This is a genomic window from Pseudomonas sp. XP2 (assembly GCF_053557975.1).
Genome location: NZ_JBNRIK010000001.1, coordinates 204,768 through 227,096 on the forward strand (window position 1 = coordinate 204,768; position 22,329 = coordinate 227,096).

The window sequence follows — 22,329 nt, forward strand, 5'->3', positions numbered from 1 at the left end:
GAGGCCAGTAAGGGCAACGCAAATCGCTGTCAGTGATCCAGATCGTCTACCGCTTTCTGCAATTCTTTACGCGATTCGGCAAGCTTGTCCTTGCGCTTGTTGATCTTCTCCGCGTCGCCTTTTTTCTCGGCTTTCTTCAGGTCTTTTTCCCGCTGCACCACTTCGTGACGTGCATCCAGCACCTTCTGCTCACGCTCTTTGCGCAGGCTCGCGTCGGTGCAGTTGTCCACGCCACGCAGTGCTTCCTCCAGCCCTGCGACCTGGTCGCTGTTGCCGTGGTCGCGGGCGATTTTCAACTGGTTCTCGATGGCGCTGCGCTTGGCGGCGCAACCGGTCAGGCCTGGGTCCGGCTGGGCCGCTTGTACAGCTCCCGCAGCCAAACCCAGTGATGCGAGCAGGAAAAGAGTCGAAATGCGTTTCATGAAAAGCCTCCTGAACGGGGCGGGGCAGCAAAAGTTGGTGGAAATCCTGCCTTGGTTTTGCCCATTTAGGAACCCTTGGTGAGGTTTTCGGCTTGAATCTCGGGTTTTTCCTACGAGCTAAATGGTAAAAAATCATTGCTCAATGCGCTGGGGGCTAGCGGGGAACCCCTCTATGCCGGTTTTCGCCAACCGTGCAGCAATGGCCTGCACCTCAGGGGCCGCGAAGAAATCCACAAGTTGGCGCGAGCGTTTTGCGCCAATGCCGGGCACGGTTTGCCATTGCCCGGCACTGCGTGAAGCCAGCTCTGCCCAGTCGCCCGTCAGTTGCAGATGCTTGCTGACGGGCGCGCCAATGCCGCGCAGCCACAGATCGAATGGCCGTGAGCGTGCTTGGTCGAAACTGCCCAGCAGCTGTGCGGCCGTCAGGCTACTTATGCCGGGTACCTGCTGCAGGCGCTCGGCATCAAGATGCAGCCAATCGGTCATTGATGTTACCAAGCCCGCTTCGACCAGCCGGCGCCACGTGCCGGGCCCGGTACGCGGCAAGGCCAGGCCTTGTTTTCCGCCAAGCCAGGTAAGCCGGGCAATGAATTGCTCTTCACAGCCTTCGCTGGCCTGCCAGCAGCTGTGGGCATGATGCTGGTCGGGTGCAGGCGCGGCCAGTGGCTGGCGCTCGACAGCGCGGTGCACGACGTGGTCCAAGCGTGGAATGGTCAGCCCGGCAAGACTGATGGCCACCTGGTCGCCGGGGCGGATGTCCAAGGCTTGCCAGCGCGCCAGCGAGCCAAGGCTTACCTGGGAAATGCGCCGGTCATCGAGGGTTACCGGCTGTACCTGCACAATGGGCGTGACCCTGCCGGTGCGGCCAACCCGAAAGCGCACGTCGCGCACTTCGGCCAAGGCTTGTACATAGGGGTATTTCCAGGCCGCGATCCAGTACGGTGCCTTGGCCTGCCAGCGCTTGGCGGGCGGCCGGCGGCCCTGGCGCAGGATCACGCCGTCGGTGGCGAAGGGCAGGGGGGAGTTGTACCAATGCCCACGCCAGTGCGTTGCATCTTCCAACGTGTCGATGGCGATGCTGTAACGCTGGCTATCCGGGAAACCCAGGTGCGCGAGCTGTGCGAGGCGTTCGGCTTGTTGGTCGGGGCCCTGCGGCCAGCTCCATACGAACAGGCCGATAGTGTCCCCTTGCTCGGCGGTCAGTTGCTTGCGTGCGAGCAGCCCGGCCACAGTGCCGCGGGCGTTGGTGCTGCCTGCCTTGGCTTGTATATGTTCGTTCAGGCGCAGATACAGCTCACCTTGCAAGTGCAGGTCAATCGGCATGGGCAACTGTCGGGTGACTGCGCCCAGTTGTGGAATGTGTCGGCTCCAGTCATGGCCATGTACACCGTCACCCCGGCTGGTGAGCTGCACCAATCGACCCTGCTGGTAAGTGAGGGAAACTGCAACACCGTCGACCTTGGGCTGTACCCACACGCCGGTCTTGCCGGCCATCCATCGCGCTACGGCCTGGCGGTCTGCCAGCTTGTCGACGCCGGTATGCGGCACGGGGTGGGTGACCGGGCCACGAGCGCTGGCCAAAGGGGAGGGGCTGCTGCCAACCGCGAAGCACTGCTGCAGGTGATTCAGGCGCTCGCGGCTTTGGTCGTACAGTTCATCGGCGACCAGGGCAACACCCTGGCGATGGTAGTGCTCGTCCCATCGGGTGAGCGTGGCGCGCAGCTGCGCAACTTCGGCCTCGGCCTGTTGCGGGTTCCAGTCAGGGCATGAGGTAGCCCTGGCCAATGGGGCGTTCAGCGTAAATAGCAGGGTGAACAACAGCAGATACGGCATGGCCAGCATCCTTGCATGGCGGGTGGGCCCTCCAGCCTAGGCAGGTTCGCGGGCGCTTGCCGCCGCGCGATTGTCAGCCGATATGTCACAAAAAAGCCCCTGCCGATTGCTCGGCAGGGGCTTTCGCCTGGTGCTGTAGGAAGCTTACAGGCCGGCAGCGTCACGCAACGACTGGGCGCGGTCGGTGCGCTCCCAGGTGAAGGTGGTGAAGGTGTCGTCGCCGACAGTCTTCTGCTGCGGCTCGCGGCCGAAGTGGCCGTAGGCAGCGGTTTCCTGGTACATCGGGTGCAGCAGGTCGAGCATGGTGGTGATGGCGTACGGACGCAGGTCGAAGCACTCGCGCACCAGCTGGATGATCTTGTCGTCGGAGACCTTGCCGGTACCGAAGGTGTTGATCGAGATGGAGGTCGGCTGGGCCACGCCAATGGCGTACGACACCTGGATCTCGCAACGCTCGGCCAGGCCGGCGGCAACGATGTTCTTGGCTACGTAGCGGCCGGCATAGGCGGCGGAACGGTCGACCTTGGACGGGTCCTTGCCGGAGAACGCACCACCACCATGGCGGGCCATGCCGCCGTAGGAGTCGACGATGATCTTGCGGCCGGTCAGGCCACAGTCACCCACCGGGCCACCGATGATGAAGTTGCCGGTCGGGTTGATGTGGTACTGGGTGCCCTTGTGCAGCAGCTCGGCAGGCAGGGTGTGCTTGACGATCAGCTCCATCACGGCTTCTTGCAGGTCTTTCTGCGAGACTTCAGGGTTGTGCTGGGTCGACAGCACCACGGCGTCGATACCGACCACCTTGCCGTTTTCGTAGCGGCAGGTGACCTGCGACTTCGCATCCGGGCGCAGCCACGGCAGCAGGCCGGACTTGCGCGCTTCGGCCTGGCGCTCCACCAGACGGTGCGAGAAGCAGATCGGTGCCGGCATCAGTACTTCGGTTTCGTTGCTGGCATAACCGAACATCAGGCCCTGGTCACCGGCGCCCTGGTCTTCAGGTTTGGAGCGGTCCACGCCCTGGGCGATGTCCACAGACTGCTTGCCGATGATGTTCATCACGGCGCAGGTGGCGCCGTCGAAGCCGACGTCGGAGCTGTTGTAGCCGATGTCGATGATGACCTTGCGCACCAGGTCTTCCAGGTCGACCCAGGCCGAGGTGGTGACTTCGCCGGCAATGATGGCGACACCGGTCTTGACCAGGGTTTCGCACGCTACGCGGGCATATTTGTCCTGGGCGATGATGGCATCAAGGACGGCGTCCGAAATCTGGTCGGCGATCTTGTCCGGATGCCCTTCGGACACGGACTCGGAGGTGAAAAGGGAGTATTCGCTCATCTCGAAGGTTCCTGAAATTTACCGATGGTGTATGTCGCCAGCCGTCCGCTGGAAATGGCGGACCTGGATCTGGAAACCGTTACGCAAGCCCACGTACAGGCTGTCCCCATGGGCCAGCCCGGCAGCGTTGGCCCAGCGGGCCAGGTCGTCCTGTTCAAAGCCAAGCCAAAGGTCGCCGCAGGCGTCCCGCGCCCACCCTTGGTCATGGCTGCACAACTCGGTGACCAGCAGGCTGCCGCCTGCCTTCACCCGCTTGGCCAGCTGGCGCAAGGCCAGGGCCGGATCGCTGAAATGGTGCAGCACCATGTTCAGCACAACGCAGTCGGCGGCCACATCCGTTACACCCAGTGCATCGGCCAACTGCAGGTTCACGTTGTCGAGCCCCTCGCGCTGGCAGACCTGGCGCGCCAGTTCGAGCATGGTCGGGCTGTTGTCCAGCGCGGTGACCCGGGCGAAGCGCCGGGCCAGGTCGGGGAGGAAGCCACCGTCCCCGGGGCCGACCTCCAGGGCACTGGCGGCCGGGTCGAAATGCAGTTTGTCGAGCAGCGCCAGCAGGCTTTCGCGGTACTGCGGCAGCCCGGCGATCAAATCTTGCTGTGCGCGAAACTTCTCTTCCACGCGCAGGAAGAAATCCTGGCTGGTAACCGCGCGGCGTTGTTGCACCTGGGCTATTCGCGCCTGCACGGCCGGCGGCAGGGCCAGCTCGTCGACTTCTTCGAGCAGCGCCGCATGCAGCCGACCGCCCAGGCGCAGGCTGTCGGGCAGTGCACGGCGATAGAAGATGGCGTTGCCTTCGCGGCGCGTTGCCACCAGCTCGGCCTGGGCCAGCACCTTCAGGTGGTGGCTCATGCCCGACTGGCCGATGTCGAAGATCTGCGCCAGCTCCAGCACGCCGAACGAGTCGTTGGCCAGGGCGCGCAATACGTTCAGGCGCAGCGCGTCCCCACTGGCTTTGCACAAGGCGGCCAATGTTTCGTGTTGCTCGGGGTTTGATTGCGCACGCAGGTTCATGGGGCGGCAGTCTAGACAGGCATCGATGCCCTAGCAAGGCCAATATCAAAAAGTTTTGATATTGGGTGATGGGCGGGGCGGTTAACCCGGTTTTGCCCCGAATTGAATGCCAATCACAGGAAAATCCCCCGACTGCGACCATACGTCATTGCCCCAAGCCCCCCCAGTGGGCGAAAATGGCCGCCTTTTTCGTAACACTACCTATTCAAGCCCCCAGGAGATCAGCGATGCCCAGCCGTCGTGAACGTGCCAACGCCATTCGTGCCCTCAGCATGGATGCCGTGCAAAAGGCCAACAGCGGCCATCCAGGTGCCCCCATGGGCATGGCGGATATCGCCGAAGTGCTTTGGCGCGACTATCTGAAGCACAACCCGAGCAACCCGAGTTTCGCCGACCGTGACCGCTTTGTGCTGTCCAACGGCCACGGCTCGATGCTGATCTACTCGCTGCTGCACCTGACCGGCTACGACGTCACCCTCGATGACCTCAAGTCGTTCCGCCAGCTGCACAGCCGTACCCCGGGCCACCCGGAGTTCGGCTACACCCCGGGTGTCGAGACCACCACCGGCCCGCTGGGCCAGGGCCTGGCCAACGCCGTGGGCTTTGCCCTGGCCGAGAAAGTACTGGGCGCCCAGTTCAACCGTGAAGGCCACAACGTCGTCGACCACCACACCTATGTGTTCCTGGGCGATGGCTGCATGATGGAAGGTATCTCCCACGAAGTCGCCTCGCTGGCCGGCACCCTGGGCCTGAACAAGCTGGTCGCCTTCTACGACGACAACGGCATTTCCATCGACGGTGAAGTGGAAGGCTGGTTCACTGACGACACGCCGAAGCGTTTCGAATCCTACAACTGGCTGGTGATCCGCAACGTCAACGGCCACGACGCCGACGAGATCCGTACCGCCATCGAGACCGCCCGCAAGAGCGACCGTCCGACCCTGATCTGCTGCAAGACCATCATCGGTTTCGGTTCGCCGAACAAGCAGGGCAAGGAAGACTGCCACGGTGCTCCGCTGGGCAACGACGAAATCGCCCTGGCGCGCAAGGAACTGAACTGGAACCACGGTCCGTTCGAAGTCCCTGCCGACATCTACGCCGAGTGGGACGCCAAGCAAGCCGGTGCCAAGGCCGAAGCCGAATGGAACCAGCGTTTCGATGCCTATGCCGCTGCCTTCCCGGAACTGGCCAGCGAACTCAAGCGCCGCCTGAGCGGTGAGCTGCCGGCCGACTTCGCAGAAAAAGCCGCTGCCTATATTGCTGAAGTCGCGGCCAAGGGCGAGACCATTGCCAGCCGCAAGGCCAGCCAGAACACCCTGAACGCCTTTGGCCCGCTGCTGCCGGAATTGCTGGGCGGCTCGGCCGACCTGGCCGGCTCCAACCTGACCTTGTGGAAAGGTTGCAAGGGCGTCAGCCATGAAGATGCCAATGGCAACTACATGTACTACGGCGTGCGCGAGTTCGGCATGACCGCGATCATGAACGGCGTTGCCCTGCACGGTGGCCTGGTGCCTTACGGCGCGACCTTCCTGATGTTCATGGAATACGCCCGCAACGCCGTGCGCATGTCTGCCCTGATGAAGCAGCGCGTGATCCACGTCTACACCCACGATTCCATCGGCCTGGGCGAAGACGGCCCGACCCACCAGCCGATCGAGCAGCTGGCCAGCCTGCGCAGCACGCCAAACCTGGACACCTGGCGCCCGGCCGATGCGGTGGAATCCGCCGTGTCCTGGAAGCACGCTCTGGAGCGCAAGGACGGCCCGTCGGCGCTGATCTTCTCGCGTCAGAACCTGCAGCATCAGGTGCGCAGCGATGCGCAGATCGCCGACATCGCCCGTGGCGGTTACGTGCTCAAGGATTGCGCTGGCGAGCCTGAGCTGATCCTGATCGCCACCGGTTCGGAAGTGGGCCTGGCTGTTCAGGCGTTCGACAAACTGACCGAGCAAGGCCGCAAGGTGCGTGTCGTGTCGATGCCGAGCACCAGCGTGTTCGACGCTCAGGATGCAGCCTACAAGCAGTCCGTGCTGCCGCTGGAAGTGGGTGCGCGCATCGCCATCGAAGCTGCCCACGCCGACTTCTGGTACAAGTACGTCGGCCTGGAAGGCCGTATCATTGGCATGACCACTTACGGTGAGTCGGCGCCAGCTTCGGCACTGTTCGAAGAGTTCGGCTTCACCCTGGAAAACATCCTCGGTACTGCCGAAGAGCTGCTGGAAGACTGATACAAGGAAGGCGAGGGCCGTTGGCCCTCGTTCGCGGCACAAGGCCGCTCCCACAGGGTATTGCGCATGCCGTTCTCTGTGGGAGCGGCCTTGTGTCGCGAATGGGCCGCATGGCGGCCCCGTTCAACTGCCGGAGTTCAAGAGCTACCTATGCCCCACCTGCGTCCCTACAAAGTTGCACTCAACGGTTATGGCCGCATCGGCCGCTGTGTCCTGCGCGCGCTGGTCGAGCGGGGGGCAAAGGCCGGGTTCGAGATCGTCGCGCTGAACGACCTGGCCGACCAGGCCAGCCTTGAGTACCTGACACGCTTCGACTCCACCCACGGGCGTTTCCCCGGCGAGGTGAAAGTCGACGGTGACTGTCTGCATATCAATGGCGACTGCGTGAAGGTTATGCGCAGTGCCACCCCCGAAGGCATCGACTGGGCTGCGCTGGACATCGACCTGGTGCTGGAGTGCACCGGTGCCTACAACACCCGTGCTGATGGCCAGCGCTTTCTCGACGCCGGCGCGCCGCGCGTGCTGTTCTCGCAACCGATGGCCAGTGAAGCCGACGTCGATGCCACGGTGGTCTACGGCATCAACCAGGCGTGCCTGACCGGCAGCGAGCGCCTGGTGTCCAATGCCTCGTGCACCACCAACTGCGGCGTGCCACTGCTGCGTGTGCTGGACCAGGCGTTCGGCATCGAATACGTGCAGATCACCACCATCCACTCGGCGATGAACGACCAGCCGGTGATCGACGCCTACCACCACGAAGACCTGCGCCGCACGCGTTCGGCCTTCCAGTCGGTGATCCCGGTGTCCACTGGTCTGGCCCGTGGCATCGAGCGCCTGCTCCCGGAACTTGCCGGGCGAATCCAGGCCAAAGCGGTACGTGTACCGACCGTCAACGTCTCGTGCCTGGACATCACCCTGCAGACCGCCCGGGACACCAGCGCGGCCGAGGTCAACCGGGTGTTGCGCGAGGCCGCGCTGGAAGGCCCGCTGAAAGGCTTGTTGGCCTACACCGAGTTGCCGCACGCCAGCTGTGATTTCAACCATGACCCGCATTCGGCGATTGTCGATGCCAGCCAGACCCGTGTTTCCGGCCCCCGCCTGGTGAACTTGCTGGCCTGGTTCGACAACGAATGGGGTTTTGCCAACCGTATGCTCGACGTTGCCGAACACTTTCTGCACGTCGTTCACCCAACCCGCAACAAACAGCCCTGAAGGACTGCATTCATGACCGTGTTGAAGATGACCGACCTCGACCTGCAAGGTAAGCGCGTACTGATCCGCGAAGACCTCAACGTGCCTGTGAAGGACGGTGTGGTAACCAGCGACGCGCGTATCCTGGCAGCGCTGCCGACCATCAAGCTGGCGCTGGAGAAGGGCGCGGCGGTAATGGTCTGCTCGCACCTGGGCCGCCCGACCGAAGGCGAATTCTCTGCCGAGAACAGCCTCAAGCCGGTTGCCGACTACCTGAGCAAGGCCCTGGGCCGTGATGTGCCGCTGGTGGCCGACTACCTGGACGGTGTCGCGGTACAGGCCGGTGAGCTGGTGCTGTTCGAGAACGTGCGCTTCAACAAGGGCGAGAAAAAGAACGCCGACGAGCTGGCGCAAAAGTACGCTGCCCTGTGCGATGTGTTCGTCATGGACGCTTTCGGCACCGCTCACCGCGCCGAAGGTTCGACCCACGGTGTGGCCAAGTTCGCCAAGGTTGCCGCTGCCGGTCCGCTGCTGGCGGCCGAGCTGGATGCCCTGGGCAAAGCTCTGAAAGCCCCGGCCAAGCCGATGGCGGCCATTGTTGCCGGCTCCAAGGTGTCTACCAAGCTGGACGTGCTGAACAGCCTGAGCAGTGTGTGCGACCAGCTGATCGTCGGTGGCGGTATTGCCAACACCTTCCTGGCTGCGGCCGGCCACCCGGTGGGCAAGTCGCTGTACGAGCCGGACCTGGTAGACACCGCCAAGGCCATCGCCGCCAAGGTCAGTGTACCGCTGCCAGTCGACGTGGTGGTTGCCAAGGCGTTTGCCGAGAGCGCCGAAGCTACCGTCAAGGCTATTGCCGACGTTGCTGCCGACGACATGATCCTGGATATCGGCCCGCAAACCGCGGCCAACTTCGCTAAGCTGCTGAAGTCGTCGAAGACCATCCTGTGGAACGGCCCGGTCGGCGTGTTCGAGTTCGACCAGTTCGGCAACGGCACCAAGGTGCTGGCCAAAGCCATTGCCGAGAGCGCAGCGTTTTCTATCGCCGGTGGCGGTGACACCCTGGCCGCCATCGACAAATATGGCGTTAGCGAGCAAATCTCCTACATTTCTACCGGTGGTGGTGCTTTCCTCGAGTTCGTCGAGGGCAAGGTCCTGCCAGCGGTAGCAATCCTGGAAGAGCGGGCCAAAGCCTGATGACGTCGGCGCTTGGCAAAGGGAGTGGCCTGATGGTCAAGCAATTGCCTGTGATGATGCTGGCTGGCCTGCTGAGCGCCTGCTCCGGCAGCCCGGCCTCGGATGGCGACCCGGCGCATCCGCCCAAGGGTGGTTGCTACCAGTCCGAGTGGCAGGCCGAAACCGTGCCGGTCATCAGCAAGCGCGTAGGCCCGGAAGGCCTGGAAAAGTACGACGAAGACCACCAGCGCAAGGCGCCGGGTTGCCCATGACCCCGCGTTTCGTCGGGCCAGGCAACCAAGCGGCTGCTCTGTGGTCATCTAGAGGAATTGTAATGAAAGCGCTTTTGGCCGTAACGGCCCTGGCGACACTGGCAGGATGCTCACTGCTGCAGCCGGCGCCACCCGCCCCGGCAGACAACTGGACCCGTTGGGTCTGTGACACTCAGGTCGAAGTGCTGTGGCGCTTCGCCGATGCACAACGCGACCAGGTCGACGTGCGCCTTGGCGGCGGTGACCAGGTCTACCGGCTCAAGTCCGAGCCGGGTGCTTCGGGTGCGTTGTACAGCGATGGCATGCTGGCCTTCCACACCAAGGGCGAAGAAGGCCTGGTGTACTGGGTGGCAACCAACGATCTGATTGGGCGGGGCTGCAAGGCACCGTGACTGGCCGGGCTGCGTGAATGGCCCACACTACTTGAACAGCAACCGCCCCTGCGGCAGGCTTGCACGAAACAAACGACGCTTGTCGGGAGAGAGATACACAATGGCACTCATTAGCATGCGCCAGATGCTGGACCACGCCGCCGAGTTCGGTTACGGCGTACCAGCTTTCAACGTCAACAACCTCGAGCAGATGCGCGCCATCATGGAAGCGGCTGACAAGACCGACTCCCCGGTGATCGTCCAGGCCTCGGCCGGCGCCCGCAAATACGCCGGTGCCCCGTTCCTGCGTCACCTGATCCTGGCCGCCATCGAAGAATTCCCGCACATCCCGGTGTGCATGCACCAGGACCACGGCACCAGCCCTGACGTTTGCCAGCGCTCCATCCAGCTGGGCTTCAGCTCGGTGATGATGGACGGCTCGCTGGGTGAAGACGGCAAGACCCCGACCGACTACGAGTACAACGTCCGCGTTACTCAGCAAACCGTTGCCATGGCGCACGCTTGCGGCGTTTCGGTTGAGGGCGAGCTGGGCTGCCTGGGTTCGCTGGAAACCGGCATGGCCGGTGAAGAAGACGGCATCGGTGCCGAAGGCGTGCTGGACCACAGCCAGATGCTGACCGACCCGGAAGAAGCGGCCGATTTCGTCAAGAAGACCCAGGTGGACGCCTTGGCGATCGCCATCGGTACCAGCCACGGTGCTTACAAGTTCACCAAGCCACCTACCGGTGACGTGCTGGCCATCGACCGCATCAAGGAAATCCACAAGCGCATCCCCAACACCCACCTGGTGATGCACGGTTCTTCCTCGGTCCCGCAAGAGTGGCTGGCGATCATCAACCAGTACGGCGGCGACATCAAGGAAACCTACGGCGTCCCGGTCGAAGAGATCGTCGAAGGCATCAAGCACGGCGTGCGCAAGGTCAACATCGACACCGACCTGCGCCTGGCGTCCACCGGTGCAATGCGTCGCCTGATGGCGCACAACCCGAGCGAGTTCGACCCACGCAAGTTCTTCGGTGAAACCGTCAAGGCCATGCGTGACGTGTGCATCGCCCGTTACGAAGCCTTCGGCACTGCCGGTAATGCCTCGAAGATCAAGCCGATCTCCCTGGAAGGCATGTACCAGCGCTACCTGAAAGGTGAGCTGGCCGCCAAGGTCAACTGATCGACTGGCAGCAAAAAAAAAACCCGCAGCGATGCGGGTTTTTTTATGGGCAACAAAAAGGCGGAACATAATTCCGGCAAACCGACCGTTAGTCGGCTACCGTACAGTTGAACCACTGATAGCGTTCTGATTCCATTGCGTGTTGACACCTCAGGGCTAGAGTACTCATGGATCCAACCGTATTTTGAAGTCGGTCACATAACAGAGAAGCAGCATGGATGGCGCTCAAGCTCAAGTTCAACCACAGCCACTGGATGGCAGCTCGGTCCTTCTGGTGGTAGATGACTACCCCGAGAACCTCATCAGCATGCGGGCGTTGCTGGCCCGGCAGGATTGGCAGGTGTTGACGGCAAGCTCGGGGACGGAAGCCTTGAGTGCGTTGCTCGAACACGATGTCGACCTGGTGTTGCTGGATGTACAGATGCCGGAGATGGATGGTTTCGAAGTCGCCCGGCTTATGCGTGGCAGCCAGCGCACCCGGCTGACACCGATCATATTCCTCACCGCCAACGAACAGTCCGAAGCGGCCGTACTCAAAGGGTACGCCAGCGGCGCTGTGGACTACATGTTCAAACCGTTCGACCCGCAAATTCTCAAGCCCAAGGTCCAGGCCTTGCTCGACCAGCAGCGCAACCGGCGCATGCTGCAGCGCCTGACCCGCGAGCTGGAGGCAGCCAGGGCGTTCAATGCGTCGGTCCTGGAGAACGCTGCCGAGGGCATTCTGGTGGTGGATGCCCAGGGCGTGATCAGTTTTGCCAACCCGGCCATTTCGCGCTTGCTGGCGGCCCCGGTGCAGCATTTTCAGGGGGTACACCTGCTCGACCTCGTGCAACTGGCCAGTGCCAGCCTGTGGGCGGAGTCTGACTTCTACCAGGCCTACCTGGGGCGGCGTATTTTCCGCGTGCATGATGCTCAGTTGCGTACCCTCGATGGCGAACTGGTGCCGGTGGCGTTGTCCTGCGCACCGTTGCCGGCGGACCAGCAGGCCATGGTTGTCACCGTGCTGGACATGTCGGTGGTGCGCAACCTGCACCAGCAGCTGGAATATCAGGCCGTCACCGACCCGCTGACCGGCCTGCTCAACCGCCGTGGTTTCTACCAGGCTGCCGAAGGTGCGTTGCTGCGCAACGAGCGCTCGGACAAGGCGCAGGCATTGATGTACATGGACCTGGATGGCTTCAAGCGCATCAACGACTCGTTGGGCCACGACACCGGTGACCGTGTGCTGCGTTGGGTGGGCGAGCAACTGAAGGATTGCCTGGGCAGCCAGGCCCTGCTGGCACGAATGGGAGGGGATGAATTCACCGCGCTTTTCGACAGCCTGCCCTATCCCGAACAGGCCGGGCGCTATGCCGAGCAATTGCTTGAGCGTATTTCGATCAGCCACCAGATCGAGGGGCTTGATGTGTGCCTTGGGGTCAGCATCGGCATTGCCACCTACCCGGACTGCGGAGCCAATGTCGAAGGCCTGCTGCGCGCAGCCGATGCGGCGATGTACGCCGCCAAGCAGGCTGGGCGCCAGCAATACCGTTTCTACGACCAGGAGCTCAACGGCCGGGCGCGCTCGCGGCTGATGCTGGAAGACGGTGTGCGCACCGCCATCGAGCAGCAGGATTTCACCTTGGTGTATCAGCCGCAGGTGTCTTTCATTGATGGCCGTCTGCGTGGCTTCGAGGCCTTGTTGCGCTGGCAGCATCCCAGCGTGGGCGACGTACCGCCGGGTCTGTTCATTCCGTTGCTGGAAGAAGCACGCCTGATCAACCGCCTGGCCAGCTGGATCTACCGCCAAGGGGCGGCCCAGCGCCAGGCCTGGTACGAACGCTTCCCGGCAGACCTTGTGCTCGGCATCAGCCTGAGCCGCGCGCAGTTTGTCATGCCCGGCCTGGTCGAAGAGTTGCAGCGGGTGATCCAGCTTTACCAGCTTGACCCGGCGCAGCTGGAGGTGGAAGTCGCGGAAACCTCGCTGATGTACAACATTGATGCAGCTATCAAGCAGATACACCGCTTGCGTGAGCTGGGGGTACGGGTGGCCCTCGACGATTTTGGCGCAGGCGACTGCTCGTTGCGCATGCTGCGTGACTTGCCGATCGACACCTTGAAGCTCGACCGCCACCTGGTGGCGCGCTTGCCTGATTCGGCGGTGGATGCTGCCTTGGTCCGCAGTGTGATCGGCCTGTGCGCCGACTACGGCATCACGGTGATCGCCGAGGGTGTTGAAACCCTGGCCCAGGCGGCCTGGCTGAAGGCCAATGGTTGCGAGTATGTGCAGGGTTTTCTGGTGGCTCACCCGATGACCGCGGCGGATGCCAGCGGCTTTCCGGCAATTTTCTCCTGGCCTGGGCCATGATTGGCTAGAATCGGCATTCGTTACGCCGAATGCAGCGCCATGACCGTATTACGTTATCTGCAAGCCTACCCACCGCACCTGCAAGAGCAGGTGCGGCAGATGATCGACAGCGACCGCCTGGGTGACTACCTGCAGCGCCGCTACCCCGACCGCCATGATGTGCAAAGCGACAAGGCGCTGTATGGCTATGCCCAGGATCTGCGCCAGCAGTACCTGCGCAGTGCGCCGAACCTCGACAAGGTGCTGTTCGACAACCGTCTCGACCTGACCCATCGGGCCTTGGGCCTGAACACGGCAGTGTCGCGGGTGCAGGGCGGCAAGCTCAAGGCGAAGAAGGAAATCCGCATTGCCTCGCTATTCAAGGAGGCTGCGCCGCAGTTCTTGCGCATGATCGTGGTGCACGAACTGGCGCACCTGCGCGAGCGCGATCACAACAAGGCGTTCTACCAGCTCTGCCAGCACATGGAGCCGGACTACCACCAACTGGAATTCGACCTGCGCGTCTACCTGACCTATCGGGAGCTGCCGGGCAACTGCTAAGGACCACGCAGCATGGAAGTGAGCAAGACCAAGAGCAGCTTCTACCGTCGCCTGTACGTCGCCTGGCTGATTGACAGCCAGACCGCGACCAGCGTGCCCGCCCTGATGGAGGCTACCGGCATGCCACGGCGCACGGCCCAGGACACCATCGCCGCGCTGGCCGACCTGGACATCGTCTGCGAGTTCGAACAGCTGGAAGGTGCACGCAACCACGCCGGGCATTACCGCATTCATGACTGGGGGGCGATCGACAAGCAGTGGATCATCCGCCACTTGCGCCAGATCCGCGAAGTGCTGGGTTACCCCTGAGATTTCTGGCGTCTGTACTGGCCTCATCGCCGGCAAGCCAGCTCCCACAGATAAGGCGTGTCTCTGAAGCCTGCGCGGTACCTGTGGGAGCTGGCTTGCCGACGAAAGGGGTGCAAAGCACCCCTGGCAATGTCAGCCTTTGCGCATCCCGATGTGCGGGATGTCATCTTCAAGATGTTCCTCGCCCACCACCGCAAACCCATGGCTGGCATAAAACGCCTGCAAATGCGTCTGCGCCGACAGGTAGACCGGCACCCCCGGCCAGCAATGCTCCGCTGCCTCTAGCCCTTTGAGCAGCAGCTGTTCTTCAAGACCTGACTCGCGTGCCGCAGGTGAAGTCACCACTCGCCCGATCACCACATCCCCGCCTTGGGACTGCGGATCGAGCAGGCGCAGGTACGCCACCAGCTTGTCATCCTGCCAGGCCATGAGGTGCAGGGTATCGTCCGTAAGGTCCTGGCCATCGACTTCCTGATAGGCGCAGCGCTGCTCCACCACGAGCACTTCCGTGCGCAATTGGAGAATGGCGTACAGCTGGTCTTTGCCGAGGTCGGTGTGGTGCTTGCAGAGCCAGTCGACGGACATTGGCGCGAACTCCTTGAGTGGGCCTTCGATCATCGCATGGTCTATGCCCTTCGGCCAAAATAGAGGCTAAATGACACTATTGGCGGCTGCCCTCGGCGGCAGCTTTGTGTAATCTCGTCGGCAGTGTGTGCCCTCCATAACGAAAGGACGTGAGCATGCGGCCACTGCTTTGTGTTCTGGGGTTACTGGCAATGATGCTGGCAACCCCCGCACCGGGTCACGGCAAGCTGCGCCTGGTGGCTGATAGCTGGCCACCGTTTACTGATGCCAATATGCCGGGCGGCGGCCTGGCGACCAGCATCGTCACCACGGCGCTGGCCCGTGCCGGCTACACCAGCGGCTATGAAGAGGCGCCCTGGGCGCGGGCGCTGCTGGGGGTAGGCGAGGGGCGCTACGACGTACTGATCAATGCCTGGTACAACGACTCACGCGCCAACATCGGGCAGTTTTCCAACGCTTACCTGACTAACCGTATTCATCTGTTGCAACGCAAGGGTGAGACATTCCACTACAAGCGCCAGTCGGATTTGTACGCCTACAGCATCGCCGTGGTGCGTGATTACGCCTACTCGCCGGAATTTGACGGCGATACCCGCCTGCACAAGGTGCCGGTGCGCAACTTTTCATCGGCGGTGCGAATGCTGGCGGCAGGGCGGGTGAACCTGGCGGTGGAAGACGAGTATGTGGCCCGCTACAACCTGCAGCGTGAGCCGCAGGAAGTGCGTGATGGGGTGATGCTGGTCGAGCCGCCGCTAGGGGAGAACACCCTGCATATTCTGGTGAGCCTGAAGCACCCGGAACATAAGCGCATCGTCGAGCGCTTCGAGCAGGCGATTGCGGCGATGAAGGCCGATGGCAGCTATGCCCGGCTGATGCGCCAGCATGGCTTCTGATCTGAATCGCTGTGCTGGCCTCTTCGCGGGCTTGCCCGCTCCCACAGAGACCTCACAGAACCTGAGATATGTGCAGTACCTGTGGGAGCGGGCGAGCCCGCGAAGAGGCCAGCACAGGCAATAAAGCAATCAGGCCGGGGCACCTTCCTTGATCAGGTGTGCCGCCAAGGTCCGTAACGGCCCCAACTGTCGGCAAATCAACGCCAACTGTGTCTGCACCAACCGCTGATGTTCATCCAGCTCTTCCGGCATCTGCTCCAGTGCATTGGCCAGCGCCTCTTCGGCATCGCTGTGAATCGCCACCGGTAACCGCGCGGCCAGGCCGTTGGCAATCTCGTCCAGGCTGCTGGCCAGGCTTTGCCCGGCGCCTTCGATCAACTGCTCCTGCACCTCTGCCGGCAAGGCCGTGTCGCGGTGCGCGCCCAGCCCCGAGAGGTAGCTGAGCAAGGTGTGCGACAACACCAGGAAGCGGAAGCCAACGTCGGCCTCCTTTCGGAAATGCCCTGGCTCCATCAGCATGTTGGCCAGGGTAGTGGACAGCGCCGCGTCGGCGTTATGGGCATTGCGCCGGGCCAGGCGGTAGGCCAGGTCGTCCCGCTTGCCATGGGCATACTGCTGCATGATCTGGCGCAGGTACACGCTGGCGCAGGCCAGGGTATTGGCCAGTGCCTTGTTCAACCGTCGTCCTTGCCAGTCAGGCAGGAACAGGAACACCGCCAGAATGGCGATCAGGCTGCCCACCAGGGTATCGAACAAGCGTGGCAGGAACAGCCCATAGCCATCGCCGATCTGATTGAAGCAGAACAGCACCATCAAGGTGATCGCGGCCGTGGCCAAGGTGTAGCGGGTGGTGCGGTTGACGAAGAACACCACCCCGGCGACCACGGCGAACAAAGACTGGATGACCGGGTTGGGGAACAGGTCGAACAAGGCCCAGCCCACTGTCAGGCCGACGGCAGTGCCGAAAATTCGCTGCACCAGTTTGCGCCGGGTTGCCCCGTAGTTGGGCTGGCACACGAACAGCGTGGTCAGGATGATCCAGTAGCCCTGGGTCGGGTGAATCAGGTGCACCATGCCGTAGCCGATCGACAGCGCCAGCGGCAGGCGCAGGGCATGGCGGAACAACAGCGAGGTCGGCGTGAGCTGGGTGCGCAGGCGTGTCCATACGTCTTTCAGCGAGCGTGGCGAGCGGTCGAGCAGGCTGCTGTCGCTGGCATCGGCCAGGCTGTCCGGGTTGCTGGCGGCGCTCAGCAGGCGGTCCAGTGTTGCCAGGTTGGCGGCCAGTGCCCGCAGCGAGCGCAAAAGGCTGCGCCAGGCCGGGTTGTTCTGGAGGCGCAGGTGCTCCAGCGAAGCGTTGAGGTCTTCGAGGGCTTCTGGGTAACCACTGGCCAGCACAAACGGCTGGCGCAGGCGGATCGAGCGGGCCAGCTCCTGGCAGGACGAGCCTTGTTTACGCAGCAGGCGCTGGCAGCGGAACATCACGTCGCTGTGGAAAAACGCCTCGGTCAGGCCGTTGTAGGGGTAGTGCGAGGCACTGACCCGCTCGTGAATGTCCTGGGCCAGGAAGTACAGCTTCAGGTAGCGGCTGACCTTGGAGTTTGGCTGGCTGTTGCCCACCCGGTGCAGGATGATCTCCTTGGCTGCGTTGAGCGCTGCCACCACCTTGCCGTTCTGCTGGGCCAGCTCCAGGCGCCTGGCCTCGACGTCGAGGGTGCGGATGGGCTCGAACAGGCTGGCCTTGAGCTTGAGGTAACTGCCCAGTTCGAAGAACAGCTTGGCCAGGCTCTGCTGCACAGGCTGGTTGGAAAACAGTGCCTGCCACAGTACCGAAAGCAGCCCGTACCAGGCCGCCCCAGCCACCAGCAGCAGCGGTTCGTGCCAGAAGTCCGTGACTTGGCCGCCGCGCTGGTCCACCCCGATCATGGTGTAAACCGCCGTGATCAGTGTCGCCGAGGCAATCGCACCATAGCGCTCGCCCAAGGCGCCGAGCATGGTCAGGCCAAACGCCGCCAAGGCCAGGGCGACGGCAAAGATCCAGGGGTAGGGAAACAGCAACTCGACCGCCAGTGCAGCGATGGCGAAACACACCAATGTAACGGCCAGGGCGCTGAGGCGGCCCTGCCAGCTATCGTCGGTTTCGGCCAGGGCGCTGGCGATAATGCCGAGGAACAGCGGAATCAGCAGGGCCATCTCGTTCTGGTACCAGCACAGGGCCAGGCTGCCGGTGAGGGCGATGGTGACCCGGATGCTGTAGCTGAACTTGTCTTGGCCCCACAGGCGACGCAGTGACTGACGGAACGAGCTCGATGACATGATGGCCTGCTAGGCAGTGATCAGAAGAATACCTTTCAGGGCCGGTTATTGGGGCGCGCGGCGGCCCCAGTAACGGCTCCAAGCACGGGCCAGCAAGAAGCGTTCCGTGCTGCTGAATGGATTCTACTCTACACGAACTGCGCTGCGGCGTTGGCCGACGCCCACGCCCACTGGAAGTTGAAGCCACCCAGGTGGCCAGTGACATCCAGCACTTCCCCGATGAAATACAGCCCGGGGCTTTTCAGCGATTCCATGGTCTTGGACGACACCTCGCGGGTATCCACGCCGCCCAGGGTCACTTCGGCGGTGCGGTAGCCTTCGGTGCCGGCCGGCACCACTTGCCAGTTCGCCAGTTTTTCGGCGATCTGTGCCAGTTCCGCAGGGGTGTACTGCTTCATCGGCCTGGACTCGAACCATTGCTCGGCCAGCAGGTTGGCCAGCTTGCGGGTGAATACCTCGCCCAGCACGGTCTTCAGCTCGGCATTGGCACGTTCGGCCTGCATCTGTTGCAGCCAGGTCAGCGCATCGCGGTCCGGCAGCAGGTTGATCTCGACCGTGTCACCGGCTTCCCAGAACGACGAAATCTGCAAGATCGCCGGGCCGCTCAGCCCGCGGTGGGTGAACAGCAGGTTCTCGCGGAAGCTGGTGCCGTTGCAGCTGGCGGTGCAGTCCAGCGAGGTGCCGGACAACTCGGTGCACAGTGCCTTGAGTTGGGGCTCGGTGATGGTGAACGGCACCAGCCCGGCGCGGGTTGGCAGCAGGGTGTGGCCAAACTGGCGCGCCACCTGGTAGCCGAAGCCGGTGGCGCCCAGGGTCGGGATCGACAGGCCGCCGGTGGCGATCACCAGTGACTGGCAGGCGAACTGGCCGCCGCTGGTCTGCAGCAGGTAGCCGCTTTCGGTCTTCTCGATGTGTTCGATGCTGGTGTGCATGCGGATCTCGGCGCCGGCCTCGTCGCATTCGGCCAGCAGCATGTCGAGGATGTCGCTGGCCTTGTTGTCGCAGAACAGCTGGCCGAGTTTCTTCTCGTGATACGCAACGCCATGCTTGCACACCAGTTCGATGAAGTCCCACTGGGTGTAGCGGGCCAGGGCCGACTTGCAGAAGTGCGCGTTGTGCGACAGAAAGTTGGCTGGCTCGGTGTACATGTTGGTGAAATTGCAGCGGCCGCCGCCGGACATGAGAATTTTTTTGCCGGGCTTGTTGGCGTGGTCGAGCAGCAGCACCCGGCGGCCACGGCGGGCGCTGAGCTGGGCGCACATCAGGCCTGCGGCGCCGGCGCCGAGGATGATCACGTCGGTGGAGTGCACGGTATGAACCTTCAGATTTGAAATGCTGAACCCTGTGGAAGCGGGTTAATCGGAGCACCCACAGGGACCTTGCCGAATTTTAGAGAATACGGACTTTCAGGGCGCGGCCCTTGATCTTGCCGCTGTTCAGCCGCTGCATGGCCTGCTTGGCCAGGGCGCGCTCGACGGCAACAAACGCCTGGAAGTCGAAGATGGCAATCTTGCCCACCTGCTTGCCCGGGATGCCGGCATCACCGGTCAGCGCACCAAGAATATCCCCAGGGCGCAGTTTGTCCTTGCGGCCTGCGGCAATGCACAGCGTGGTCATCACGGGCAGCAGCGGTTCACCGCCCTTGTTCTTCAAGCTGTCCAGCGAGTCCCAGCGCAGCGGGCTTTTCTGCAGGTCTTCGATGGCCTGGGCACGGTGGCCTTCGGCTGGCGCCACCAGGCTGACCGCAACACCTTTCTCGCCGGCACGGCCTGTACGGCCCACGCGGTGCACGTGGATTTCTGCATCACGCGCCAGTTCCACGTTAATGACCATGTCCAGGCCATCGATGTCCAGGCCGCGTGCGGCCACGTCGGTGGCCACCAGCACCGAGCTGCTGCGGTTGGCGAACATGGCCAGTACCTGGTCACGGTCGCGCTGCTCCAGGTCACCGTGCAAGGCTTGGGCGACGATGCCCTTGGCCGTCAGGTGGGCAACCACGTCCTCGCACTGCTGCTTGGTGAAGCAGAACGCCACGCAGGATTGCGGGCGGTAGTGGCCGAGCACACGGGTGACGGCTTCAAGGCGGTGCTGTGGGTCGATCTCGATGAAGCTCTGTTCGATCTGGTTGTCGGTGTGCAGGCTCTCGACCTTGACCTGTTGCGGGTTGCGCATGAAGTCGGCGGCCAGCTGCTTGATGCCGGACGGGTAGGTGGCCGAGAACAGCAGGGTCTGGCGGCGCGATGGGGTCTTGCCGATGATGCTGGCGATGGCGTCGAAGAAACCCATGTCGAGCATGCGGTCGGCTTCGTCCAGCACCAGCGTGTTCAGGCCGTCGAGCACCAGGGTGCCTTTGTCCAGGTGCTGCTGGATGCGCCCCGGGGTGCCGACGATGATGTGCGCACCGTGCTCCAGCGAAGCGATCTGCGGGCCCAGCGAAACGCCACCGCACAGGGTCAGGATCTTGATGTTGTCCTCGGCGCGGGCCAGGCGGCGCAGCTCTTTGGCCACCTGGTCGGCGAGCTCGCGGGTAGGGCACAGCACCAGCGCCTGGCAGCCGAAGTAGCGCGGGTTGATCGGGTTGAGCAGGCCGATGCCGAAGGCGGCGGTCTTGCCGCTGCCGGTCTTGGCCTGGGCGATCAGGTCCTGACCCTTGAGGATGACGGGCAGGCTCTGGGCCTGGATCGGCGTCATCGAGGCATAGCCGAGGGCGTCCAGGTTCGCCAGCATGGCGGCGGACAACGGCAAAGTGGCAAAGGCGGTGGATTCGGTGGTCACGAGGCGGGCCTGCGTTGCGAAGCGAAAAAATGCCGCACAGTCTACCAGCCTCGTGGCCATTCGCCCTACGGTTCCATGTGTTGTTCCGGACGACGGGCACGCCTTCCGTCCGTCGGCGCCAGTTGCAGGAAGATCGCTGCCGCCAGCATCGCCATTATGCCAATGGTGACAAACGTCAGCTGGAAGGCGCCGAGGGTGGTCTCCACGCCTTCGGCACTGCCCGCTGCGGTAAAGCCGCCCAGCAGGGCGCCGGCACAGGCTACGCCCAAGCTCAGCGCCAACTGTGCGACTACTGACAGCAGGCTGTTGCCACTGCTGGCGCTGGCGTCGTCGAGGTCGATCAGGGTAACCGTGTTCATCGCGGTGAACTGCATGGAGTTCACCGCGCCCAGAAGGCCAAGTTGTACCAGCAGCAGCCAATAGGGCGTCTGCTCGTCCACCAGCCCCAGGCTTGCCAGCAGCACCCCCAGCAGCAACGTGTTGCCAGTGAGAATGATGCGATAACCGAACCGTTCGATCAGCGGCCGGGCAATCGACTTGGCCAGCATGGCCGCCGCTGCCAGCGGGATCATGCTCATGCCGGCCTGCGCCGGCGAGTAGCCCAGCGCCACCTGCAGCAGCAACGGCACGAGGAACGGCAGGGCGCCGCTACCCAGGCGAGCGAACAGGTTGCCGAGGATCCCGATGGCGAAGGTGCGCACGCGGAACAGGCTGGGCGAGAACAGCGGCTCGGGGTCGCGCCCGGCACGCAGCCAGTAGGCGGCCAGGCAGGCCATGCCGGCGAACAGCAACAACATCACCCGCAGGTGCGGCAGGTGCAATTCGCCCAGGCCTTCCATGGCGATGGTGATGAGTACCATGGCTGCGCCAAACAGCAGGAATCCAGGGCCGTCGAACGAGGTTCGCTCCGCGCCGCGCAGGTCCGGGATGAACTTCCACACGGCAATGCAGCCGATCAGCCCTACTGGCAGGTTGAGCAGGAAGATCCAGTGCCAGCTGAGGATTTCCACCAGCCAGCCGCCGACGGTTGGCCCTAGCAATGGCCCGAGCAGGCCTGGGATGGTGATGAAGCTCATGATCCGCACCAGCTCGCTGCGCGGGTAAGCGCGCAGCACCACCAGCCGCCCGACCGGCAGCATCAGCGCACCGCCCAGGCCCTGCACGACGCGGGCGAAGATCAGAAAACCGAGGCTGTTGGCGGCGGCGCACAGCAGCGAGCCGAAGCTGAACAGCAAGATGGCGCTGAAGAAGATGCGCTTGGTGCCAAAGCGGTCTGCAATCCAGCCCGAGGCGGGGATCAGCAGGGCCACCGTGAGCATGTAGGCGATGATCACACCCTGCATGCGCAGCGGGTCTTCAGCGAGTGAACGGGCCATGGCCGGCAGCGCAGTGTTGAGGATGGTGCCGTCCAGGGATTGCATGAAGAAAGCGATGGCTACCACCCAGGGGATCCAGCGGGCGGTGACGGGGTCCAGCGGGGTGCGCTCAGGCATGACGTCCTCTTTTGTCTGTGCCGGCCTCTTCGCGGGGGCAGCCCGCGCCCCC

At 63.2% G+C, this 22,329-nt stretch carries 19 protein-coding genes; 10 read left to right on the forward strand and 9 right to left on the reverse strand.

The features are described 5' to 3' along the window. Positions 1-29 precede the first annotated feature (29 nt). The 4 genes from ACK1VC_RS00875 to ACK1VC_RS00890 all read right to left on the reverse strand — a co-directional run bounded on the left by ACK1VC_RS00875 (position 30) and on the right by ACK1VC_RS00890 (position 4,601). Positions 30-422 carry a DUF1090 domain-containing protein gene (locus ACK1VC_RS00875; RefSeq protein WP_023046978.1) on the reverse strand — a complete coding sequence of 131 codons (393 nt, stop codon included), beginning with the start codon at positions 420-422 and terminating at the stop codon, positions 30-32. Between the two features lie 132 nt (positions 423-554). Then, on the reverse strand, positions 555-2,255 hold the full coding sequence (gene ligB / locus ACK1VC_RS00880; RefSeq protein WP_060516884.1) for an NAD-dependent DNA ligase LigB: 1,701 nt from the start codon (positions 2,253-2,255) through the stop codon (positions 555-557). Positions 2,256-2,399: 144 nt separating this feature from the next. After that, complete coding sequence (gene metK / locus ACK1VC_RS00885) at positions 2,400-3,590, reverse strand: methionine adenosyltransferase (RefSeq protein ID WP_016489516.1); 1,191 nt, start codon at positions 3,588-3,590, stop codon at positions 2,400-2,402. 18 nt (positions 3,591-3,608) lie between these two features. Beyond that, entirely contained in the window at positions 3,609-4,601 is a 993-nt protein-coding gene (locus ACK1VC_RS00890; RefSeq protein WP_191087047.1) for an ArsR/SmtB family transcription factor, read from the reverse strand. Between the two features lie 227 nt (positions 4,602-4,828). On the opposite strand from ACK1VC_RS00890, the gene tkt reads away from it, so the two are divergent. The 9 genes from tkt to ACK1VC_RS00935 all read left to right on the forward strand — a co-directional run bounded on the left by tkt (position 4,829) and on the right by ACK1VC_RS00935 (position 14,218). After that, positions 4,829-6,826 (forward strand): transketolase, encoded by a 1,998-nt coding sequence (tkt, locus tag ACK1VC_RS00895; protein ID WP_023046980.1) that lies wholly within the window; start codon positions 4,829-4,831, stop codon positions 6,824-6,826. Between the two features lie 150 nt (positions 6,827-6,976). Then, positions 6,977-8,038 (forward strand): erythrose-4-phosphate dehydrogenase, encoded by a 1,062-nt coding sequence (gene epd, locus ACK1VC_RS00900; RefSeq protein WP_023046981.1) that lies wholly within the window; start codon positions 6,977-6,979, stop codon positions 8,036-8,038. A gap of 12 nt (positions 8,039-8,050) precedes the next feature. Continuing rightward, on the forward strand, positions 8,051-9,214 hold the full coding sequence (locus ACK1VC_RS00905; protein WP_449117806.1) for a phosphoglycerate kinase: 1,164 nt from the start codon (positions 8,051-8,053) through the stop codon (positions 9,212-9,214). Beyond that, on the forward strand, positions 9,214-9,465 hold the full coding sequence (locus tag ACK1VC_RS00910; RefSeq protein WP_016489511.1) for a hypothetical protein: 252 nt from the start codon (positions 9,214-9,216) through the stop codon (positions 9,463-9,465). Before ACK1VC_RS00905 ends, ACK1VC_RS00910 begins: the two co-directional genes overlap by 1 nt. A 62-nt stretch (positions 9,466-9,527) precedes the next feature. Next, entirely contained in the window at positions 9,528-9,857 is a 330-nt protein-coding gene (locus tag ACK1VC_RS00915) for an MliC family protein (RefSeq protein WP_016489510.1), read from the forward strand. A 100-nt stretch (positions 9,858-9,957) separates the two neighbouring features. Then, positions 9,958-11,022: a class II fructose-bisphosphate aldolase gene (gene fba / locus ACK1VC_RS00920; RefSeq protein ID WP_016489509.1), complete on the forward strand. Its 1,065-nt coding sequence runs from the start codon at positions 9,958-9,960 to the stop codon at positions 11,020-11,022. 214 nt (positions 11,023-11,236) lie between these two features. Beyond that, entirely contained in the window at positions 11,237-13,369 is a 2,133-nt protein-coding gene (locus tag ACK1VC_RS00925; RefSeq protein WP_016489508.1) for a putative bifunctional diguanylate cyclase/phosphodiesterase, read from the forward strand. 39 nt (positions 13,370-13,408) lie between these two features. Then, positions 13,409-13,909 carry a M48 metallopeptidase family protein gene (locus ACK1VC_RS00930; RefSeq protein WP_031311603.1) on the forward strand — a complete coding sequence of 167 codons (501 nt, stop codon included), beginning with the start codon at positions 13,409-13,411 and terminating at the stop codon, positions 13,907-13,909. A 12-nt stretch (positions 13,910-13,921) separates the two neighbouring features. Beyond that, positions 13,922-14,218 (forward strand): winged helix-turn-helix domain-containing protein, encoded by a 297-nt coding sequence (locus ACK1VC_RS00935; protein ID WP_016489506.1) that lies wholly within the window; start codon positions 13,922-13,924, stop codon positions 14,216-14,218. Positions 14,219-14,350: 132 nt separating this feature from the next. Here the strand turns inward: ACK1VC_RS00935 and ACK1VC_RS00940 are convergent, their stop codons facing one another. After that, complete coding sequence (locus ACK1VC_RS00940) at positions 14,351-14,803, reverse strand: GNAT family N-acetyltransferase (RefSeq protein ID WP_024717355.1); 453 nt, start codon at positions 14,801-14,803, stop codon at positions 14,351-14,353. Positions 14,804-14,958: 155 nt separating this feature from the next. Here ACK1VC_RS00940 and ACK1VC_RS00945 point away from each other — a divergent pair, with 155 nt between their 5' ends. Next, positions 14,959-15,696 carry a substrate-binding periplasmic protein gene (locus ACK1VC_RS00945; RefSeq protein ID WP_016489504.1) on the forward strand — a complete coding sequence of 246 codons (738 nt, stop codon included), beginning with the start codon at positions 14,959-14,961 and terminating at the stop codon, positions 15,694-15,696. A 129-nt stretch (positions 15,697-15,825) separates the two neighbouring features. Here ACK1VC_RS00945 and yccS read toward each other — a convergent pair whose 3' ends face one another. The 4 genes from yccS to mdtD form a co-directional block, all read right to left on the reverse strand. Beyond that, a complete protein-coding gene (gene yccS, locus ACK1VC_RS00950) occupies positions 15,826-18,009 on the reverse strand; it encodes a YccS family putative transporter (RefSeq protein WP_016489503.1) in 2,184 nt (727 codons plus the stop codon). 128 nt (positions 18,010-18,137) lie between these two features. After that, complete coding sequence (locus ACK1VC_RS00955; protein WP_016489502.1) at positions 18,138-19,319, reverse strand: BaiN/RdsA family NAD(P)/FAD-dependent oxidoreductase; 1,182 nt, start codon at positions 19,317-19,319, stop codon at positions 18,138-18,140. A 79-nt stretch (positions 19,320-19,398) separates the two neighbouring features. After that, entirely contained in the window at positions 19,399-20,736 is a 1,338-nt protein-coding gene (gene dbpA / locus ACK1VC_RS00960; RefSeq protein WP_231995348.1) for an ATP-dependent RNA helicase DbpA, read from the reverse strand. 113 nt (positions 20,737-20,849) lie between these two features. After that, entirely contained in the window at positions 20,850-22,277 is a 1,428-nt protein-coding gene (mdtD, locus tag ACK1VC_RS00965; RefSeq protein ID WP_016489500.1) for a multidrug transporter subunit MdtD, read from the reverse strand. Between the last annotated feature and the right edge of the window lie 52 nt (positions 22,278-22,329).